The 17,869-nt window shown below is 67.3% G+C and carries 19 protein-coding genes; 11 read left to right on the top strand and 8 right to left on the bottom strand.

What is annotated here, in order from left to right; genetic code table 11:
- Window positions 1-68 precede the first annotated feature (68 nt).
- A complete protein-coding gene (locus EU800_RS08735) occupies window positions 69-866 on the bottom strand; it encodes a peptidoglycan recognition family protein (RefSeq protein WP_129630643.1) in 798 nt (265 codons plus the stop codon).
- 108 nt (window positions 867-974) lie between these two features.
- Complete coding sequence (gene hemB / locus EU800_RS08730) at window positions 975-1,976, bottom strand: porphobilinogen synthase (RefSeq protein ID WP_129630641.1); 1,002 nt, start codon at window positions 1,974-1,976, stop codon at window positions 975-977.
- A 219-nt stretch (window positions 1,977-2,195) separates the two neighbouring features.
- Between hemB and EU800_RS08725 the strand changes: the two genes are divergently transcribed.
- Complete coding sequence (locus EU800_RS08725) at window positions 2,196-2,675, top strand: component of SufBCD complex (protein ID WP_129630820.1); 480 nt, start codon at window positions 2,196-2,198, stop codon at window positions 2,673-2,675.
- 84 nt (window positions 2,676-2,759) lie between these two features.
- On the top strand, window positions 2,760-3,158 hold the full coding sequence (locus tag EU800_RS08720) for a PaaI family thioesterase (protein ID WP_371685605.1): 399 nt from the start codon (window positions 2,760-2,762) through the stop codon (window positions 3,156-3,158).
- A 69-nt stretch (window positions 3,159-3,227) separates the two neighbouring features.
- On the opposite strand, the gene EU800_RS08715 is transcribed toward EU800_RS08720, so the two are convergent.
- A complete protein-coding gene (locus tag EU800_RS08715) occupies window positions 3,228-4,268 on the bottom strand; it encodes a YcjF family protein (protein ID WP_129630637.1) in 1,041 nt (346 codons plus the stop codon).
- A gap of 100 nt (window positions 4,269-4,368) precedes the next feature.
- The gene (locus EU800_RS08710; protein ID WP_129630635.1) at window positions 4,369-5,787 is read right to left on the bottom strand and encodes a YcjX family protein; all 1,419 of its coding nucleotides are present in this window, start codon (window positions 5,785-5,787) and stop codon (window positions 4,369-4,371) included.
- Between the two features lie 244 nt (window positions 5,788-6,031).
- On the opposite strand from EU800_RS08710, the gene EU800_RS08705 reads away from it, so the two are divergent.
- Both EU800_RS08705 and EU800_RS08700 read left to right on the top strand, forming a co-directional pair.
- Window positions 6,032-7,150, top strand: coding sequence for an NAD(P)/FAD-dependent oxidoreductase (locus EU800_RS08705; RefSeq protein ID WP_129630633.1), 1,119 nt, complete (start codon window positions 6,032-6,034; stop codon window positions 7,148-7,150).
- A gap of 179 nt (window positions 7,151-7,329) precedes the next feature.
- Window positions 7,330-7,752: a c-type cytochrome gene (locus EU800_RS08700; protein ID WP_242500447.1), complete on the top strand. Its 423-nt coding sequence runs from the start codon at window positions 7,330-7,332 to the stop codon at window positions 7,750-7,752.
- A 122-nt stretch (window positions 7,753-7,874) separates the two neighbouring features.
- On the opposite strand, the gene EU800_RS08695 is transcribed toward EU800_RS08700, so the two are convergent.
- On the bottom strand, window positions 7,875-8,939 hold the full coding sequence (locus EU800_RS08695) for a YeeE/YedE family protein (RefSeq protein ID WP_129630631.1): 1,065 nt from the start codon (window positions 8,937-8,939) through the stop codon (window positions 7,875-7,877).
- A 121-nt stretch (window positions 8,940-9,060) separates the two neighbouring features.
- Entirely contained in the window at window positions 9,061-9,777 is a 717-nt protein-coding gene (locus EU800_RS08690; protein ID WP_129630629.1) for a dimethylsulfonioproprionate lyase family protein, read from the bottom strand.
- Window positions 9,778-10,156: 379 nt separating this feature from the next.
- Between EU800_RS08690 and EU800_RS08685 the strand changes: the two genes are divergently transcribed.
- The 6 genes from EU800_RS08685 to fabG all read left to right on the top strand — a co-directional run bounded on the left by EU800_RS08685 (window position 10,157) and on the right by fabG (window position 15,044).
- Complete coding sequence (locus EU800_RS08685; RefSeq protein WP_129630627.1) at window positions 10,157-11,389, top strand: MFS transporter; 1,233 nt, start codon at window positions 10,157-10,159, stop codon at window positions 11,387-11,389.
- A 148-nt stretch (window positions 11,390-11,537) separates the two neighbouring features.
- Window positions 11,538-12,200: a peptide-methionine (S)-S-oxide reductase MsrA gene (gene msrA / locus EU800_RS08680; RefSeq protein WP_129630625.1), complete on the top strand. Its 663-nt coding sequence runs from the start codon at window positions 11,538-11,540 to the stop codon at window positions 12,198-12,200.
- A gap of 14 nt (window positions 12,201-12,214) precedes the next feature.
- Window positions 12,215-12,760 carry an AAA family ATPase gene (locus EU800_RS08675; RefSeq protein WP_129630623.1) on the top strand — a complete coding sequence of 182 codons (546 nt, stop codon included), beginning with the start codon at window positions 12,215-12,217 and terminating at the stop codon, window positions 12,758-12,760.
- A gap of 48 nt (window positions 12,761-12,808) precedes the next feature.
- Window positions 12,809-13,678, top strand: a complete 870-nt coding sequence (locus EU800_RS08670) for a 50S ribosomal protein L11 methyltransferase (protein WP_129630621.1) — start codon at window positions 12,809-12,811, stop codon at window positions 13,676-13,678.
- 80 nt (window positions 13,679-13,758) lie between these two features.
- Window positions 13,759-14,106, top strand: coding sequence for a hypothetical protein (locus EU800_RS08665; protein WP_129630619.1), 348 nt, complete (start codon window positions 13,759-13,761; stop codon window positions 14,104-14,106).
- Window positions 14,107-14,306: 200 nt separating this feature from the next.
- Complete coding sequence (gene fabG, locus EU800_RS08660; protein WP_129630617.1) at window positions 14,307-15,044, top strand: 3-oxoacyl-[acyl-carrier-protein] reductase; 738 nt, start codon at window positions 14,307-14,309, stop codon at window positions 15,042-15,044.
- Window positions 15,045-15,197: 153 nt separating this feature from the next.
- Here the strand turns inward: fabG and EU800_RS08655 are convergent, their stop codons facing one another.
- Together EU800_RS08655 and miaA are read right to left on the bottom strand one after the other, a co-directional pair.
- A complete protein-coding gene (locus EU800_RS08655) occupies window positions 15,198-16,004 on the bottom strand; it encodes an AraC family transcriptional regulator (RefSeq protein ID WP_129630615.1) in 807 nt (268 codons plus the stop codon).
- Between the two features lie 144 nt (window positions 16,005-16,148).
- On the bottom strand, window positions 16,149-17,018 hold the full coding sequence (gene miaA, locus EU800_RS08650; protein ID WP_129630613.1) for a tRNA (adenosine(37)-N6)-dimethylallyltransferase MiaA: 870 nt from the start codon (window positions 17,016-17,018) through the stop codon (window positions 16,149-16,151).
- Between the two features lie 73 nt (window positions 17,019-17,091).
- Here miaA and pyrH point away from each other — a divergent pair, with 73 nt between their 5' ends.
- Window positions 17,092-17,829 carry a UMP kinase gene (gene pyrH / locus EU800_RS08645; RefSeq protein ID WP_129630816.1) on the top strand — a complete coding sequence of 246 codons (738 nt, stop codon included), beginning with the start codon at window positions 17,092-17,094 and terminating at the stop codon, window positions 17,827-17,829.
- Window positions 17,830-17,869 lie beyond the last annotated feature (40 nt).

Raw genomic sequence — 17,869 nt, 5'->3', positions numbered from 1 at the left:
TTGGCGTTTTGCACGTCGTTCTGATCGGCGGCCGGATCCGTCCCGTCTGAGATGTCCCGTTGCCCTGGTCAGCCCGGGAAAGCGACGTGCTGATCCCATCGCGCATTGGTCTGAGCCGGGTCGACATCGGTGGCATTGGGGTAGAGCGAGGTGTCCGCGGCCGCGCTGAGGCCGAGATTTGCAGTGCACCAGAGGCCGACATTGACCCAGATATCCGGGCCCGGGCAGGATTGCGCCTTGCCACGCCGGCCGTTCTGGTCAGGCGCCTGTATCTGGCCGTGCGGATAGATGTGGCCGAGATTGGGCAGGATTCCTCCCGCCAGCCACTTGATCAGCATCCGCGCGGAATTGATCGCCTGCGGCTCAAGCCGCAACCCGGCGGACGATGTCCCGTGGTTCCAGCGCCCGCAGAACTCGATGTCGATGCCGTTGCTGCCGCCAGCGCTGTTTATGATGTATCGCATGTCGTGGGTGTGGATGACCTGGCCGCTTTGCAGGACAAGGAAATGGCAGGAGATCCGGTCTACACGCAGGTCGTGGGCGGGGTCGCTGTCGCGCGACGTGTCGGCGAGACGCCTCGCCTGGCGACCGGTGTCGAACGTGGCGCCGGCGGTCTGATGAAGAACCACCGCCCGGATACGGCTCAAGTCCCGGTCGAAGCGCGGCGCCCTCGATGCGCCGTGGGACCGGGCCGCGGACCCCCTGCCGTAGATCGGGGAATAGTCGAGGTCGGCGGGTCGCGGGCTCCCCGCCTGCCGTGCCGCCACCACGCGCGCCTGAGATTCGCCCGTCAACTGGACGGAATCGACTTCCTCCGACGCCGCGCGCCGCCGGTCGCGGATCCAAGTCGGTAAAATATAGGTCATCGCGGACCTCCGAAAGTTCCGCTACCCCAATATTTTATCAGAAATCCGTCGATTCGGCGAGCGGGTCGCCGCGCGGGCGACCGATGGTGCGCTTCCCGGGAGAGCGGTTCAGCCCGCCTGGAGCCTTCCGGCCACGCGCGGCGCGAAATAGGTCAGGATGCCGTCGCAGCCCGCCCGCTTGAAGGCTGTCAGGCTTTCCAGCATCGCCGCCTCGCCGTCGATCCAGCCATTGCGCGCGGCCGCCTCGATCATCGCGTATTCTCCCGAGACCTGATAGGCGAAGGTCGGCGCGCCGAAGGTCTCCTTCACACGGGTGCAGATGTCGAGATAGGGCAGGCCGGGCTTGACCATCACCATGTCGGCGCCCTCGGCGAGATCGCGCGCGACCAGCCGGATCGCCTCGTCGCTGTTGGCCGGGTTCATCTGATAGGTCTTCTTGTCGCCCTTGAGCGCGCCGCTCGCGCCGACCGCGTCACGGAAGGGGCCATAGAAGGCCGAGGCGTATTTCGCGGCATAGGACATGATCGTCACGTCCTTCTTCCCGGCCGCTTCGAGCGCGGTCCGGATGGCGCCGATGCGTCCGTCCATCATGTCCGACGGGCCGAGAATGTCGGCGCCCGCTTCGGCCTGCGCCAGGGCCATTTTCACGAGCGCCTCGACGGTCTCGTCATTGACGATCTCGCCATCGACCACATAGCCGTCATGGCCGTTGATGTTGTAGGGGTCGAGCGCGATGTCGGTCATGACCGCGATCCCCGTAACTTCTGCCTTGATCGCGCGGATGGCGCGGTTGGAGAGGTTCTCCGGGTTCCAGGCCTCTTCGCAGCGCTCGGTCTTGAACGCGGGATCGGTATAGGGAAAGAGGCAGATCGCCGGGATGCCGAGATCCGCCGCCTCCGCCGCCGCCTCTACGATCAGGTCCACCGACCGCCGCTCGACGCCGGGCATCGAGGGCACCTCTTCGCGCAGCCCCACGCCGTCACGGACGAAGACAGGCCAGATCAGGTCGTCCACAGTGAGCGTGGTTTCCCGCACCAGCGCGCGCAGCGGCGCGGTTCGGCGCAGGCGGCGTGGGCGCGCGGCGGGGAATGAGGCTTGGGTCGGCAGCATCTGTCGGGTCTTCCATTGTGGTTTTTCGGTCGCAATCGCGGCCAGCTTGCACGGATCGGCCCGCATCTCAAGGGCGACAAAAGGCGCGCTGGCCGAGCGGCTTGCACAGTCCGAAAAGGACGGCTAGGTCAGGCGGTGCCGCGGGATGAGCCCGGGCAACGCGGAGCAGGAGCAAGCCGGGTGCAGGACTGGTATCTGACAGCGTTCGAACTGATCGATATGAGATCGTTCTCGAACCTGTGGTATTGGATCGCGCTGGCGGTGGTCTGGTCCAGTTCGAGCCACTGGGTGCTCGGTGTGCCTTTCGACATGGTCACCCGAGCCCGCCGCCATGGCGGCGAGGCGGAGATGGACCTGCACGACATCGTGCGGGTCAATGTGAACCGGATCCTCTTCATCACCGACTTTACCGGGATCTGGATCATCGGCTTCGGCAGCTTCGGACTGACTGCTCTGGTCCTGCTGGGGTTTGTGTACGAGGTGGAATTCGCCCAGGCGGTGTTCCTGCTGGCAGCGCCGATGTCGCTGGTGTTCTGGCTCTCGGTGCGCACCGCGCACGGTATTCGCGAGGCCGACGGCGCCGACCTCTATCGCCGGCTGCACCGCCACCGCTTCATCACCCAGGTGATCGGCATGATCTCGATCTTCATCACCGCGTTCTGGGGCATGTGGCAGAACATGTCGCACGGGGTTCTCTGACCGATGGATGGCGACCGATCCGGCTGCGCGCCGCATGAGGAACGATTGGACATCGTTCTGGACGCTGCGGCGCTCGAGGCGCTGATGGCGGACGTCTTTCCGCAGGTGGCGGAGGATTTCGCGGTCGATGCGCTCACCGGGGACGGCCTCCGGCTCCGTCTCAAGGTGGCCGAGAAGCATCTCCGGCCGGGAGGCACGGTGTCCGGCCCGTCGATCTTCGCGCTGGCCGATTGCGCGATGTATCTCGCCGTGCTGAGCCGGATCGGTCCGGTGCCGCTCGCGGTCACGACGAACTGCTCAATCGATTTTCTGCGCAAGCCGACCGCGGGCCGCGACCTGCTCTGCGAGTTGCGCCTGCTGAAGCTCGGCCGCAGGCTGGCCGTGGGTGATGCGTTGATCTTCTCAGATGGCACTGCGGCACCTGTCGCCCGCGCCACGGCCACCTATTCCATCCCGCCGGACCGGCCGTCGCCGACCTGTTGAGCGGCGGCTGTCCGACCGGCCGGACGCGGGCATCCGTTCCTCATTGCGACGGAAGTGCAATCTATTCGGTCATTTGGACTGGTCGGCGGCCGATGCTTCCCCGGAGCTGCCGAAGAGTCCGGTCAGGGCGCGTTTGACGATCCGTGAGACCGAGGGGCGCGCGAGCCGCACGAAGGGCAGGGGGCGGCAGACCTCGATGGCCGCGACCCCGACCCGCGCTGTGAGCGCGCCGTTCACCACGCCCTCGCCGAAGCGGCGCGAGAGACGGCTGAGCAGGCCGCCACCTGCCACCGACTGGATCATGTCGTCGCCGACGGCCACCGCGCCGGTTGCCACCAGATGGGTCAGGACGGCGCGGGTGAGACGCAGCGAGCCGAGCGTGCCGGCCCGCCCGCCATAGATCTCGCCGATCCGGCGGATCATCCGCATCGTCGAGAGCGCCGCCGTGGCGACGTCGGCAAGCGCCAGCGGCACGATGGCGGTGACGGTGGCCACCTGCCGTGCCGCCCGTTCGACCTCGGCCCGCGCGGCGGCGTCGAGCGGCGCCATCAGTTCCGCCTCGGCGAGGCCGAGCAACGCGTCGGCATCGAACTGTTCGCCGGCGCGCGCGGCGACGCGGCCGCGCGGCAGTTCCAGCTCCTTGCGCGCGGAATAAAGGCTCTCGAGTCGGTCGACGACGTTCCGGGCGGCGGCAAGTTCTGCCGTGGCGGTCGCGGCGACGGCGTCGCGGTGGATCCGGTCGAGCCGGGACAGGCGGAAATAGCCCGCGGCCTCGCGGAGCACGAAGAGCAGGACGGCCAACAGCACCGCGCCTAGAAGGCCGAGCGCGAGGAACCCGAGGAAGGAGTTCCGCGCGAACATGGAGGTCACGAAGTCCCAGGCCGCGACGGTGGCGGCAAAGGTAACGAAACCGCCGAAGGCGCTCCAGAAGAACCGCCCGATCCGCGCGCCGCGCCCTGCGCCGAAGACGACGACCGACTGCATCGCCCGTCCCTGCGGCAGGTCGGACGCGGCCTCGGGGATCGGCGGGGCGTCGGCGGGGCCGGGGACAGGGGCGCCGTCGGTCTCGTCGATTTCGATCAGGACCGGGCCCCTCGGTGTCTCGCTCATGGGTGGCTCCATTCCAGTCGGTTGTACAGCGGATTGCGGTCCGTGCCCGAGCCGAAGCCGGCGGGGGAGCGGTTAAGGCGCGCTCTACCGTGCCGGGCACTCATCTCAACCGGTCTCCGAAGAGGAACTCCGCCGCCCGGTCGAGCCGGATATGCGGCGGGCCCTCGCCGGGCTTGAGCGTGCCGGCGGCCGGGGCGAATTTCATTACCGAGTAGTCGCCGTCGAGCCAGCGCTCGGCACCCTCGCGGGCAGGCACCAGGAGGCGCGACGGGTCCTCGGGCAGGGTGCCGGGGTAGAGCACTGCCTGCTTGCCCGAGTCCAGCCTGCCGCGGACCATGCCGAGTTCGCGGCCGTCGACCTCGCGCATCTCCTCGGTCGTGGCGCGCAGGGAGGCGATGGCCATGGCGCGAGTCTCGGCACCGGCGAAGTCGGCACGGTCGCGGGCCTGGCGCAGCATTGCCTCCATAATCGCTGTCATCGCCGGATGCTGGCTGTGGTGGATATGGTCCGCCTTGGTCGCGGCAAACAGGATGCGCTCGACGCGTCGCTGGCCGAGCAGCCGGGACAGCCAAGCGTTTCGGCCCGGGCGAAAGGCTCCGAGGATGTCGTTCATCGCTCGGCCGAGATCCTCGACGGCCCCAGGGCCGGCATGGATCGCGCCCAGCAAGTCGGTGAGCACGATCTGTCGGTCGATACGGGAGAAGTGGTCCCGGAAGAAAGGGGCGGCGACGCGGGCCTTGTAGGCGTCGTAGCGCCGCTCCATCTCGCGGCGGAGTGACCCGCGCGGCGCGCGTTCGGCAAGCTTCGGCATCGGCGCGAAGGTAAGCGCGGGGGAGCCCGCCATCTCGCCGGGCATCAGGAAGCGGCCCGGCGTGCAGTCGGAATAGCCGGCGGCGCGGGCAGCGGAGAGATAGGCGGAGTAGGCTGCTGCGAGCGCCTGCGCCGCGGGTTCGGTGAGCTCGGCCAGCGGATCGGCAGCGGCGAGCGTGGCAAGGAACCCGGCCGCCGAGGGGCGGGTCTCGGCCCGCGCAAGTGTCTCGGTGGACCAGTCGTCATATGAGCGGTCCATCAGCTCGAGATCGAGCAGCCACTCTCCCGGATAGTCGATGATGTCGAGATGGACATTGCGCGGCCCGCCGAGGCTGCCGAGAAAGCCGCGCGGCTGGACGCGGAGCGACAGGCGCAGCTCGGAGATCGCGGCTGTGGGCTCGGGCCAGCGCGGCGCCGGGCCGGTGAGCGCCGCGAGATGGGTCTCGTAGGCAAAGCGCGGTATCGTGTCGTCCGGCTGCGGCTGAAGCCAGGCGCCGGTGATGGCGCCCTCTGCCGCCGCCGCGAGTCCGGGCATGCGGCCGCGGTCCATCAGGTTGGCGACCAGCGAGGTGATGAAGACGGTCTTGCCGGCGCGGGCGAAGCCGGTCACGCCGAGCCGGATGACCGGTTCGAACAGGGTCTCCGATAGCGCGGCGCCGGCCTCCTCGACCCCCTGCGCGATGCCGTCCACGATCCGCCCGATGACCACTCGAACCCCATTCCCTCTGCCTGCGGCTACACATATGGGCCGCGGGTGCGAATGCCTAGGGGCCCGGTGGCCAGTGGCCGTGCGGCGGCGTGCCGCGAGAACAAGGGGGAATGGTGCGGCGGGCCACCAGTGTCCCCAGACCCCGGTGCGGATGCCACACTCCGGGCAGCCTCTTTCCCGTTTCGGGCGTTGCCGCTTGCCATGCGCCGGGGGCGCCGGCAAATGTGACCCGGGGAGGATGTAGATGCGCGCCATCGTGATCGGGGCGGGTCCGGCCGGGTTGGCCTCGGCCGCCTGCCTCAAGCGCCGAGGTTTTGAGGTCGAAATGCTGGAACGCGCGGGCGCAATCGGCGCGCGCTGGCGGCAGCATTACGAGTCGTTGCGTCTGCACACGTCCCGCGCCCGCTCCAGCCTGCCGGGCCTCAAGATGCCGCGGCAATGGCCGCGCTATGTCAGCCGCGCCCAGCTTGTCGACTATCTCGACGACTACGCCGCGCATTTCGACCTCCATCCGACCTTCGGCGCGGAGGTTCGCCGTGTGAGCCGCGAGCTGGGGGGCTGGTGCGTCGCAGGCTCGATGGGCGAGCGGGAGGCCGAAGTCGTGGTCTTCGCCTCCGGCGTCAATGACCGGCCACGGCGGCCCGAGATCGCCGGACTCGAGAGCTTCCCCGGTACTGTGCTGCATTCCTCTGACTATCGCCGGCCCGCGGATCTGCCGGGCCAGCGCGTGCTGATCCTCGGCTTCGGCAATTCGGCGGGCGATATCGCGCTCGACATGCTGGGCGACGGGCGCGACGTCGCCATGGTGGTCCGCTCTCCGGTGAATATCGCGCCGCGAGAACTGCTCGGCATTCCCATCACCTCCTTCGAACTCCTGACCCGGCTGCTACCCTATCGCCTGGCGGACCGCCTCACCGCGCCGATCCTGCGCGCCGCGATCGGCAGTCCGGAAGAGTACGGGCTCGTGTCGCGCGACAAGGGGCCGGCGGCGCAGGTGATCGAGGACGGGCGGATCCCGCTCATCGACATGGGGATCCTGGCCGAGATCCGCGCCGGCCGCGTGACGTTACGCCCGGCGCTGCGAGAACTGGAGGGCAGCGTCGCACGCTTCGCCGACGGGACAGGATACGAGATCGACGCGCTGCTGCTTGCAACCGGCTATCAGCTCGACCTGCGCCCGCTCCTGCCTGGTATTGGCGACGTGCTCGACGCAGTCGGCCGGCCGCTGGTGAGTGGCGGCCGGACCGCGGCAACCGGGCTCTATTTCTGCTCCTACGTGGTCAGCGCCAATGGCCAGCTTCGGCAGATGAGCCGCGAGGCGGAGGCGATCGCAAGGGACGCTGCGCAGGTCTTCCGACCCTGACCTGGCCGAGCATGGCCTATGGATTCAGCCGGTCGCGCCGCGACGCCTAGCAAGCGGTCCAGCCCAACCCAGTCGAGGGCCAACTGCGCGCGGACTCGCAAAAGCCTTGACCTGACGCAACGACAGGAAGCCGCTCAGCGAGATAATGTAACATGTGCGAATTTTGAGGGGGGGAGACGATGATTCGAGCACTCATTTTTGCGAGCGCGGCACTTTCACTGAGCGCAAGTACTGGTTTGGCCCAGGACAGGATCATCGACACCGGCAGGCAGGAATACATGATCGCCTGCGCCGGATGTCACGGAGAGAGCGGCATGGGAACGGGTCCGATTGCCGAGCTTTTGTCCATCGAGACGCCGAATCTGACGACGATCACGCAACGTACGGGTGGCGGAGACTTCCCGTACCGGAACACTGCGCTGGTGATCGATGGCAGGAACAACATCCGGGCGCATGGCGGGGCGATGCCCGTCTGGGGCGATCGGTTTGTGGCTGCCGTTCGGTCGAATGACGCTGGTTGGGTGTCGCCCGAAGCGGCCGAACTCCAGGCAAGCGGGCGCATCCTTGCCCTCGTGCGCTATCTCGAGTCGATTCAGGAGTGAGATCGGGTTGGCGCAACGCGATGGCGACAGCCTGCGCGCCGGCAGTGGCAGATGAGTAAGGGTCCGGACGCCAGCGAGGCCGGTTTCGACCGTAGGAAACGCTTTCCGCGGCGCGTTCAGGCTCAGGCCGGCACGGGCGATCCGCGCCGCTGGTCGACGAGGAAATCGGTCGCGACCGCGCCGATCCACATGCAGGTGAGCGCCAGCCAGGCGGTGCCGACGAAGATCGAGGTGCCGGTGACGCCGGCGCCGATCGCGCAGCCGCCGGCCAACATGCCGCCGAACCCCATCGCCGCCGCGCCGATCATCGCGCGCTGCATGTTGCCCGCGCCCTCGAAGCCCTGGAACTTCAACTCGCGCTTGAGCGCGGCGGAGAGGAAGGCGCCGAGGAAGACACCGGGCACCAGGCCGATGTCGAATTTCAGCACCGTTTCGGGCACGAGGAAGAACATAAGCGTGTTGGCCGAGGGGCCGGTGAAGGTGGCGCTCTCGATCTGGACTGGCTCGAAGGCGACCTGGGAGAGGCCATAGGTCAGAACCCAGCCGACCGCGACCGCGAAGCCGACACCGGAGGCCATGAAGAGCTTGGTCACGCCGAGTTCGTTGCGGACCGAAAGGACGATCGCGAGCGCCGCAAGCGCGAGCCCGAGCACCAGCCCCGACGCCTCCGGCAGATGCAGCGCGGCGAGCAGGTCGAGATTGCGTCCGCCCGCGGTGACCCAGATCCCTGAGAGCGCGTCGCGCAGCGGCGAGAGCGCGCCATGCAGCGACATCTGCGCGACGACGGCGAAGACCAGCCCGGAAATCACCGAGCGCAGGTTGCCCGTCGCCGCCAGCACCAAGAGCCGGCCGGAACAGCCACGCGCCAGTACCATCCCCATGCCGAAGAGCAGCCCGCCGATCACCGCGCCGGACCATGTGCCCGGCACCGCCATCATTCGCGCATCCTCGCTGCGCATCAGTCCCAGCAACTGCGCGCCCTGCACCCAGACCATTGCCGTGGAAAAGGTCAGCAGCCAGATCGACATCCGCGGACCGAGCCGGCCGCGTGCGAATTCCACCGTCGCAGCGCGCAGGCAGAAATCGGATCTCTGCGCCGCGATGCCAAAGAGCATGCCGGTGATCAGCCCGAAGAGGGCTGCCGTCGGTGCTTCGCCGATCCGCTCGACAATAGCCAGGATGTCCATGTCCGTTCCCTGTGCGAATGACTACTCAGAACTGGACGGCAAACTGCCGCAAGGAAAGCGCGGCCGCCTTGATTCAGATCAGGCAGGGTCGCGCGCCTTCCGCCGGGCGCCGACCGGCGGCTCAGATCCCCATTTCCATGCGCTTGCGAGTCTTGCTGAATTTCATGCCGGGTTCCGTCAGCTTATCGCCCGGACCCACCCATGCATAGGCCAGCAGGCAGGGGTCGTCCGTGCCCGTGGTGATCCGGTGCTCGTGCCCGGGCTTGTTCAGTATCAGTGACCCCGGCGCAAAGACCGCGAACTCGTTCTCGGACCAGGCGCCCGATACCGAGATGTAGCTCTCCTCGATCTCGGCATGGCTGTGCTGCGGATAGGTCGTGCGGGGCGCGAAGAGCACGAAACCGAGGGTCAGACGCTCCGAAAGGACCGGTCCACGCGGCCCGAGGATCTCGCAATAGGCATATTTCTCGGCAAGATGCGGCGGCACGCGCGTGTAGCCGTATTCCCAGCTCAGCTCGGCCGCGGCACGTTCCAGCGCCCGGCCCAGGCCGGCCATCGATCCGCGGGCGGCCAAGTCGAAGGCGCGCGGAAGATGCCGTGTTACCGGTTTGTCCGTCGGTGGCCGCGGGATCACGGCCGGGTTGGCATTGATGACGACGGAGAGCGAGGCGCGCACCTTGCGGCGGTGCGACCGGATTGCCTTGCTTCCACCGGCCGATCCCCGGCTGTAGATCTCCTGGAATTCCCGGAGCAGATAGATCCATGTCGGATGCGCCCGCAGCCGCGCTTGTTCGCTGTCCGGCCCGCCGACCTCGTCTGGGCGCGTCGTCTCACTCATGGCCAGCCTCCGAGAGGCGCCGGATCTGCCGGTCGCGGAGGGCCGGCGCGAGGGGAAATGTCAGGGATCCTTGACCATCGGACGGACGCGACCCATCCTCGATGCTGCCCGCCTCTAGGCGTGCACGGGCGGCGCGTCCTGATCTGCTGCATGCGTGACCGATCCATCCTGTTCACTCCGCGTCCTGTCAAGCCTAGGCCGAAGCAGGCTCGACTGACCAGCCCCGACACCGGTCAACACCGCGCGCGGCTCGCTCGCGCGATCGGGAGAACCGCCTTCTACCACGCCGCACCTGCGCGGGCCGGTCCGAACGGCGCCCCTGCATCGCTGCACATGCAAGGCTCTTTCCAATCCGACGCGCGGCGTCTATGGGCGTCGCATGCGCAGTCTTTCCCTTTCCGAGGCGCGGGAACTGCCTTTCTGGAGGCAACCTGTCACGCTGCTGTTCGTCATGGCCGCGGCCATGCCGATCTCCTTTGCCACCTGGTCGGCGCTGCTGAACAACTTCGTCATCGAGGTCGCGCATTTCGACGGCTCCGACATTGGCCTGCTGCATTCTGTGCGCGAGATCCCGGGCTTCCTGGCGATTGGCGTGATCGCGCTGATCATGGTGATCCGCGAACAGGTGCTCGGCCTGATGTCGTTGCTGCTCCTGGGCGTCGCCACGGCCTTCACCGCCTGGTTTCCGTCGCTCGGCGGCATCCTGACCATCACCATGCTGAGCTCGATCGGCTTTCACTATTACGAGACGGTCAACCAGTCCCTGCAGCTCCAGTGGCTGCCCCGCGACCGCGCACCGAAGGTGCTTGGCTGGCTGCTCGCCACTGGCTCGGCGGCCACCTTCGTCGCCTACGGGCTGATCGTGACGACATGGAAGGTCTTCGATCTCGACTACAACACCGTCTACATGGCCGCGGGCTTCACGACGGCGGTGATCGCGTTGCTCTGCCTTGTGGTCTACCCGCAATTCGAGAGCCCGACGCCGCAGGTGAAGAGCTTCGTGCTGCGCCGCCGCTACTGGCTCTACTACGCGCTCCAGTTCATGGCCGGCGCGCGGCGGCAGATTTTCGTCGTCTTCGCCGGGTTCATGATGGTCGAACGCTTCGGTTTCGAGGTTCATCAGGTCACCGGCGTCTTCATGTTCACGCTGGTCGCCAACATGGTGGCCGCGCCGCTCATCGGCTGGGCTGTGAGCCGCTTTGGCGAGAGGCGGGCGCTGAACTTCGAGTATTCCGGGCTGGTCCTGATCTTCTCGCTCTATGGCGGCATCTACCTGTTCGGCTGGGGCGTGACGCTTGCGGTCGCGCTCTACGTGCTCGACCACATCTTCTTCGGCCTCGCGCTGGCGCTGAAGACCTACTTCCAGAAGATCGGCGATCCCGGCGACATGGCGCCCACCGCCGCCGTCGCCTTCACGATCAACCATATCGCCGCGGTCTTTCTCCCGGTGGTGCTGGGCCTGCTCTGGCTCTCATCTCCGGCGGCCGTCTTCGTGCTGGCAGCGACGATGGCGGCGACTTCCCTGGCTCTGTCTCTCCTGATCCCGCGCCACCCGGCGCCGGGGAACGAGACGATCTTTGCGCGGCTACGTCGACCGGCAGTCGCCGAATAGGCATGGCGGCGCCCGGCTGTCCGGCCCTGGCGCGTATCTGACGGATGTCGCGGGGTCGTGACCACCGGCGCCATCGCCGGGCGGCATCAGACGTGGACGCCGCGCCCGGGCGTCCCCATATTGACCCAATCCCATCAGGAGACGCGCGATGTTTACGTTCAGCCAAGCCAAGACCCGCATGATCCGCCCCGAGGCCGCGTTGCCCGGTCGCTCCGAGCCGATCCCGACCGCCGCGACGCATTTCGTCTCCGGCCGACTGCTCACCAGCGATGTTCCCGAGGGCATGGAGGCCGTGCTCTTCGGCATGGGGTGTTTCTGGGGCGCCGAGCGGCTGTTCTGGCAACTGCCGGGCGTCTGGCTCACCATGGTGGGCTATTCGGGAGGCGTGACACCCAACCCGACCTATGAGGAGACCTGCACGGGCAAGACCGGCCATGCCGAGATCGTCCGCGTCGTGTTCGACCCGAAGGAGCTTTCCTTCGAGACCCTTCTCAAGACCTTCTGGGAGAGCCACGACCCGACCCAGGGCATGCGGCAGGGCAACGATATCGGCACGCAATACCGCTCGGCAATCTACGCCACCACGCCGGCGCAACTCGAATCGGCGCGCGCCAGTCGGGCGGCCTATGCCGGAGCGCTTTCCGCCGCCGGACGGGGCCAGATCACGACCGAGATCGATAATGCACAAGATTTCTACTTCGCAGAGGCATATCATCAGCAATATCTGGCAAAGAACCCATCGGGCTATTGCGGAATCGGCGGAACCGGGGTCAGTTGTCCGGTGGGGAGGTCAGACGGGACAACGATCTGACTGACGGGAGTGCAATGGCGGGAAACCGCATCCACATCTTCGGCGCCAGCGGGGTCGGGACCACCACCCTCGGCCGCGCGCTGGCGTCTGCGCTCGAAACCCAGCATTTCGACACGGATGACTTCTACTGGTATCCGACGGACCCGCCATTCCGGAACAAGCGCCCTGTGGGGGAACGCCGCCGGCTTATGGAGCAGGTCTTCCTTCCGCGGCGCGACTGGGTACTGTCCGGCTCGATCGACAGCTGGTCCGAAGGGATCGACCACCGGTTTACCTTCGCAGTCTACCTCACGCTCGACACCCGACGCCGCATCCGGCGGCTGCGCGCCCGCGAGGGCTGGCGCCTGCAGGACCCGGCGGAACGTCCGAAGATGGAGGCCTTTCTCGAATGGGCGGCCGCCTATGACGACGGGCTGCTGCCGGGGCGCAACCGCGCCCGCCACCTCGCCTGGGCCGACACGCTCGACTGCCCGGTGATGACGCTGAACTCCGGCCGCCCGGTTTCGATCCTCGTGCATGACGTGATCGACACCCTTGACCAGGCCCGCGCGCTGGCCTAGCGCGGCACGACGGCCGCGCCCGCGGCATGCCCGCAGAGGAGCCCGCTCATGCCCACCTTCACCGCCCTGACGACGCTTCGCGGCAAGGAGCCGGCCGAGGCCCTTGGCGAGGCCATGGAACAGCTTGACCCGGCGCCCACCGGTGTCGGAACCTTCGAGATCGAGGATGGCTCCGGCCTCTGGGAGGTCGGCGGTTACTTTACCGAAGAGCCCGACGCGGTGGCGCTGGCGCTGCTCGCGGCGGCGCATGGGGCGCGGGATTTCGCGATCTCGGAACTTCCCGAGACCGACTGGGTCGCGAAGGTCAAACGGGAACTCGCGCCGATCCGCGCCGGCCGGTTCTTTCTCTATGGCAGCCATGATGCGGACAGCGTGCCGGCGGATGTCGAGCCGCTGTTGATCGAGGCCGCGATGGCCTTCGGCACCGGCCATCACGGCACCACGCTTGGCTGCCTGCGTGCGCTCGACCGGCTCGCGGAGGCCGGAGAGGTGCTCGTTCCGGTCGCCGATATCGGATGTGGTACCGCCGTGCTCGCCATGGCCGCCGCCCGGCTCTGGCCTGGCAGCGTGATCGCGTCCGACATCGACCCGGTGGCGGTCGAGGTGGCTCAGGCCAATGCGCGGGCCAACGGCCTTGCCGACCGGCTGCACTGCATCGAGGCCGCCGGCTTCGATCATCCCGATCTCGCGGCCGCCGCGCCCTACGGCCTCATTTTCGCCAATATCCTTAAAGCGCCGTTGGTCGCGCTCGCGCCGGAGATCGCGGCCAATCTCCGCCCTCAGGGCGTTGCGATTCTCAGCGGAATCCTCAACGAGCAATCCGACGAAGTCGCCGCCGCTTATGTCTCGCACGGGATGATTGTCCACGACCGGGAAGAAATCGGCGATTGGACGACGCTCTGTCTCCGCAAAGCCTGACGAAGCCATCCAATTTCGGCCACATTTCCGCCGTAAACTCGAAACCTGATCGGGGGCGCGAACAGGACGAGGAATGATCTATGTTGGATCCGAACAGACATGAATTCTCCGGCCGTTTGCGCCGGATCGAGAAAATCCATCGCCGCGGTGGCGGGTTCGAAGCGGTCGGCACGCTCGGCCAATCCCATTACACGCGCATGCGAATGCGCAGCGGGCGCCGCCCGCTTCTGCGGTCCGCGATCATCCTGGTGGTGTCGATCGTGCTTCTCAAGGGGCTGCTGCTCGCCGGGCTCGGCGAGGCGGCTTATGCCGAGAAGCTCGCGCAGCTCTCGACCGGCGGCGTGATCGACCGGGTCGGCGGCTACATAATGGCGCTCGATCCGTTCTCCTCGATCGTCGCGAAGCTCTTGGCACCGATTTTCGGCTGAAGCTCTAGCCGGCTTGTGACGGAGGGCGGGAAGCGTTCCCCCACCACGCTTTATCCCGCTTGCAAGAGGCCCGGCCACGCGCCGGGCCGTTTGCTCTTTCACCACGCGCGGCTGGTCCGCCGCCAGATCATCGTTGCGGCGGTGGCCCCGGGCATGGCATGGCTGCGCCTGACCAGAACAATATGCGAAGGAGTGGGCCGATGTTCGATCTCACGGGGAAGACTGCACTTGTGACCGGGGCCTCGGGCGGAATCGGCGGCGCTATCGCCAGAGCGCTCCATGGCGCGGGTGCGACGGTCGGCCTCTCGGGCACGCGGGTCGAGCCGCTTGAGGCGCTCGCCGCGGACCTCGGCGAGCGCGCCCATGTCCTGCCCTGCAATCTTGGTGACCCGGAGGCTGTCGATGCGCTGCCGAAACAGGCCATCGAGGCGATGGGCGGACTGGACATCCTCGTCAACAATGCCGGCATCACTCGCGACCAGATCTTCATGCGGATGTCGGACGAAGACTGGGCGAAGGTGATCGAGGTCAACCTCACCTCGACCATGCGCCTCTGTCGCGCCGTCATGCGGCCGATGATGAAGAAGCGCTGGGGGCGGATCATAAACATCTCCTCCATCGTCGGCGCAACCGGCAACCCCGGCCAGGCGAACTATGCCGCCTCCAAGGCCGGTATGATCGGGCTCACGAAATCCATCGCCTATGAGGTCGCGAGCCGCGGCATCACGGCCAATGCGGTCGCGCCGGGGTTCATCGCCACGCCGATGACCGACTCGCTCACCGACGACCAGAAGGCCGCGATCGACGCCAAGATCCCGGCCGCCCGCATGGGCACCCCGGAGGAAATCGCTGCGGCGGTGCTCTATCTCGCCAGCCCCGAGGCGGGCTATGTCACGGGCGCGACGCTACATGTGAATGGCGGCATGGCGATGCTCTGAGCGGGGAGCTCAGAGCGATACGGAATCAGGAACGAGAGCCGCCCCGTCCCCACGGGGCGGCGCTGTGCCATCCGCGCGCAACATCCCGAGCGTTCTCGGATCTGGCTGGCATCGAGCGCGACGTTCGGCTGTTGCTGCGCGGCGTCCCGGCCTTCAGCCCCGCCGCGCTTCGCGGAACTCGCTTGGTGTCTGGCCGGTGCGGTGATGGAAGGCGCGGGTGAAATAGGCCGCCGAGTTGTAGCCCAGCATTTCCGCCACACGCTTGACCGGTAAGGCCGTATCGAGCAGCAGGCGGCGGGCCTCGAAGGTCAGCCGGTCGGCGAGGATATCGGAGGCGGGCCGGCCGCAGGTCTGGTTGCAGACCCGGCTGAGATGTGTCGGGGTGACGCCGAGCGCCTCGGCATAGTCGCCCACCGACTGCCCGGTATAGAGCTGCTCCTCGATTGCCTCGGTATAGCGGCGCACCAGCGCCCGGGCCGAACTGTCCTCGGGGCGATCCGAGGCGGCGATCCGTTGGCGGTCGAGCCAGACCGAGAGCAGGCCGCCGAGATGGGCGATGGCGCGATCCTTGAGCGGCCGCTCGCCGTCGAGCTCGCGCTGCATGCTCTCCAGGAGGCCGGTGATCTCGCCTTGGGACCGGGCGTCGCGCACGCGCAGATGGAAGGGCTCCGAGGCAAGGTCCAGCCCCGCGGACTGGTTGAAGAAGGCCGCCGTTCCGAAGACCTGGCCGGTGACCTCGAACCCATGCATCACGCCGGCAGGGATGAAGACGGCATTATGGGCACCGTAGCCCCGGGTGAGTCCGGCGACGGTGATCCGTCCCTGGCCGCGGGTGAACCAGAGGAGCAGCGGCATCCGGTAGGAGCGCATCGCCTCGGTGCGCCAGCGTCCGCCGATTGTGAGCCGTTGTATGGGCACGAGCCGAAGCGCACCAATCGGCGCGGCGGGAATGACGGACATGGGACCCTCTGGCAGCTGGGGTTCGATTATTCGCTTTCTGCCGCGTTAACGAAAGTGAATCAAGGGACGCAGGGTTCGGAAAGTGCTCGTCGGCGGGAACGCCTGCCGATTATAGCGCCGCCTCAGCGGATCGCCGCCGACGAGTCATCCGGCCGGGCTGAGTGTCGTCCACCCCTTCATCCGGGCACGGAACCAGGTCCGCTGCCGCTTGGCATATTGGCGGGTGGCGATGCAGGCAGCGTCACGCGCGGCCTCGAGCGGCATCTCTCCCCTGAGATATGCGATCAGTTCCGCTGCGCCGATGGCGCGGGAGGAGGGCAGGGACGGGTCCCAGCCGGCGAGGTTGACCCGCGCCTCCTCGAGCGCCCCGCCGTCCAGCATCTGGTCGAAACGGCGCTCGATCCGAGGGGTGAGCCAGTCCTTTGGCGCCTCGACCACGAAAGCTTGCGCCCGTGCCAGCGGCAGCAGCGGCGGCGGCGTTTCCGCCTGCCATTGGCTAAGCCCGCGGCCGGTCGCCGCCTGCACTTCCCAGGCGCGCTGCACCCGCGCGCGGTTGGCGCAATCGATCTGCGCCGCTGTCGCCGCGTCGATCTCCGCCAGCATCTCTTCCCGGTCCATACGATCGGCGCGCGCTCGAATTCCCGCCGGGACCGGCGGGATCTGCGCCAGCCCTTCGGTCAGGGCCGAGAAATATAGCCCGGTCCCGCCGACGATGATCGGGCGCATCCCGCCGGCCAGCAGCGGTGCCACCTCGCGCAGCCAATGGCCGACGGAGTAGTCCTGATCCCGGCTCACATGGCCGTAGAGCCGGTGTTCCGCCTGCGCAAGTTCCTCCGGACCGGGCCGCGCCGTCAGCACTTGCCAGTTGCTGAAGACCTGCAGCGCATCGGCATTGACGATTGCGCCACCCTGCGCCGCTGCAATCTCGAGCGCCAGCGCCGACTTGCCGCAGGCTGTCGGACCGGCAATGAGAACGGGGCGGTCGGGATCGATTTCGCGGAGAGAGGCAAGCATGAGTGCCTTGACGGTTGAAGCCGGCGCGGATTTCGGACAGAAGGCGCCAGAGCCTGATCAGGGGGACTTTGATATGCGCGACGAGAGCCAGGATCAACCGACACCGGCCTACAAGCGGGTCCTCCTGAAAATCTCCGGCGAGGCCCTGATGGGCGACCAGGGCTTCGGCCTCCATCCGCCCACCGTTCAGCGCATCGCCGAAGAGGTCAAGTCGGTCCATGACCTGGGGGTCGAGATCTGCATGGTGATCGGCGGTGGCAACATCTTCCGCGGGCTCCAGGGCTCGGCGCAGGGGATGGAGCGGACCACGGCCGATTACATGGGGATGCTGGCCACGGTGATGAACGCGCTGGCCATGCAGTCGGCGCTGGAGGGGATCGGCGTCTTCACCCGGGTCATCTCGGCGATCCGGATGGACGAGGTTTGCGAGCCCTATATCCGCCGCCGCGCTGTGCGCCACCTCGAGAAGAAGCGGGTCTGCATCTTCGCCGCTGGCACCGGAAACCCCTATTTCACCACCGACACCGCCGCCACGCTGCGCGCCAACGAGATGGCCTGCGAGGCGATCTTCAAGGGCACGAAGGTCGACGGCGTCTATGACAAGGACCCGGTGAAATTCCCCGATGCCACCCGTTTCGACGCGATCAGCTACGATGATGTGCTGACCAAACACCTGAAGGTGATGGACGCCTCGGCAATCGCGCTGGCGCGCGATAACAATCTGCCGATCATCGTCTTCTCGCTCGATGAGCCGGGCGGATTCCGCGGCATCCTTGCGGGCGAAGGGACCTATACGCGGGTGCATGGCTGAGCTCACCCCGGCCCGCGCAGTTTCGCTGAGACATGAGCCG

The sequence above is a fragment of the Tropicimonas sp. IMCC6043 genome (assembly GCF_004146235.1).
Taxonomy (GTDB): domain Bacteria; phylum Pseudomonadota; class Alphaproteobacteria; order Rhodobacterales; family Rhodobacteraceae; genus Tropicimonas.
The sequence above is the reverse complement of the archived record's forward strand: the minus strand, read 5'-3'. Positions and strand labels throughout refer to the sequence as shown.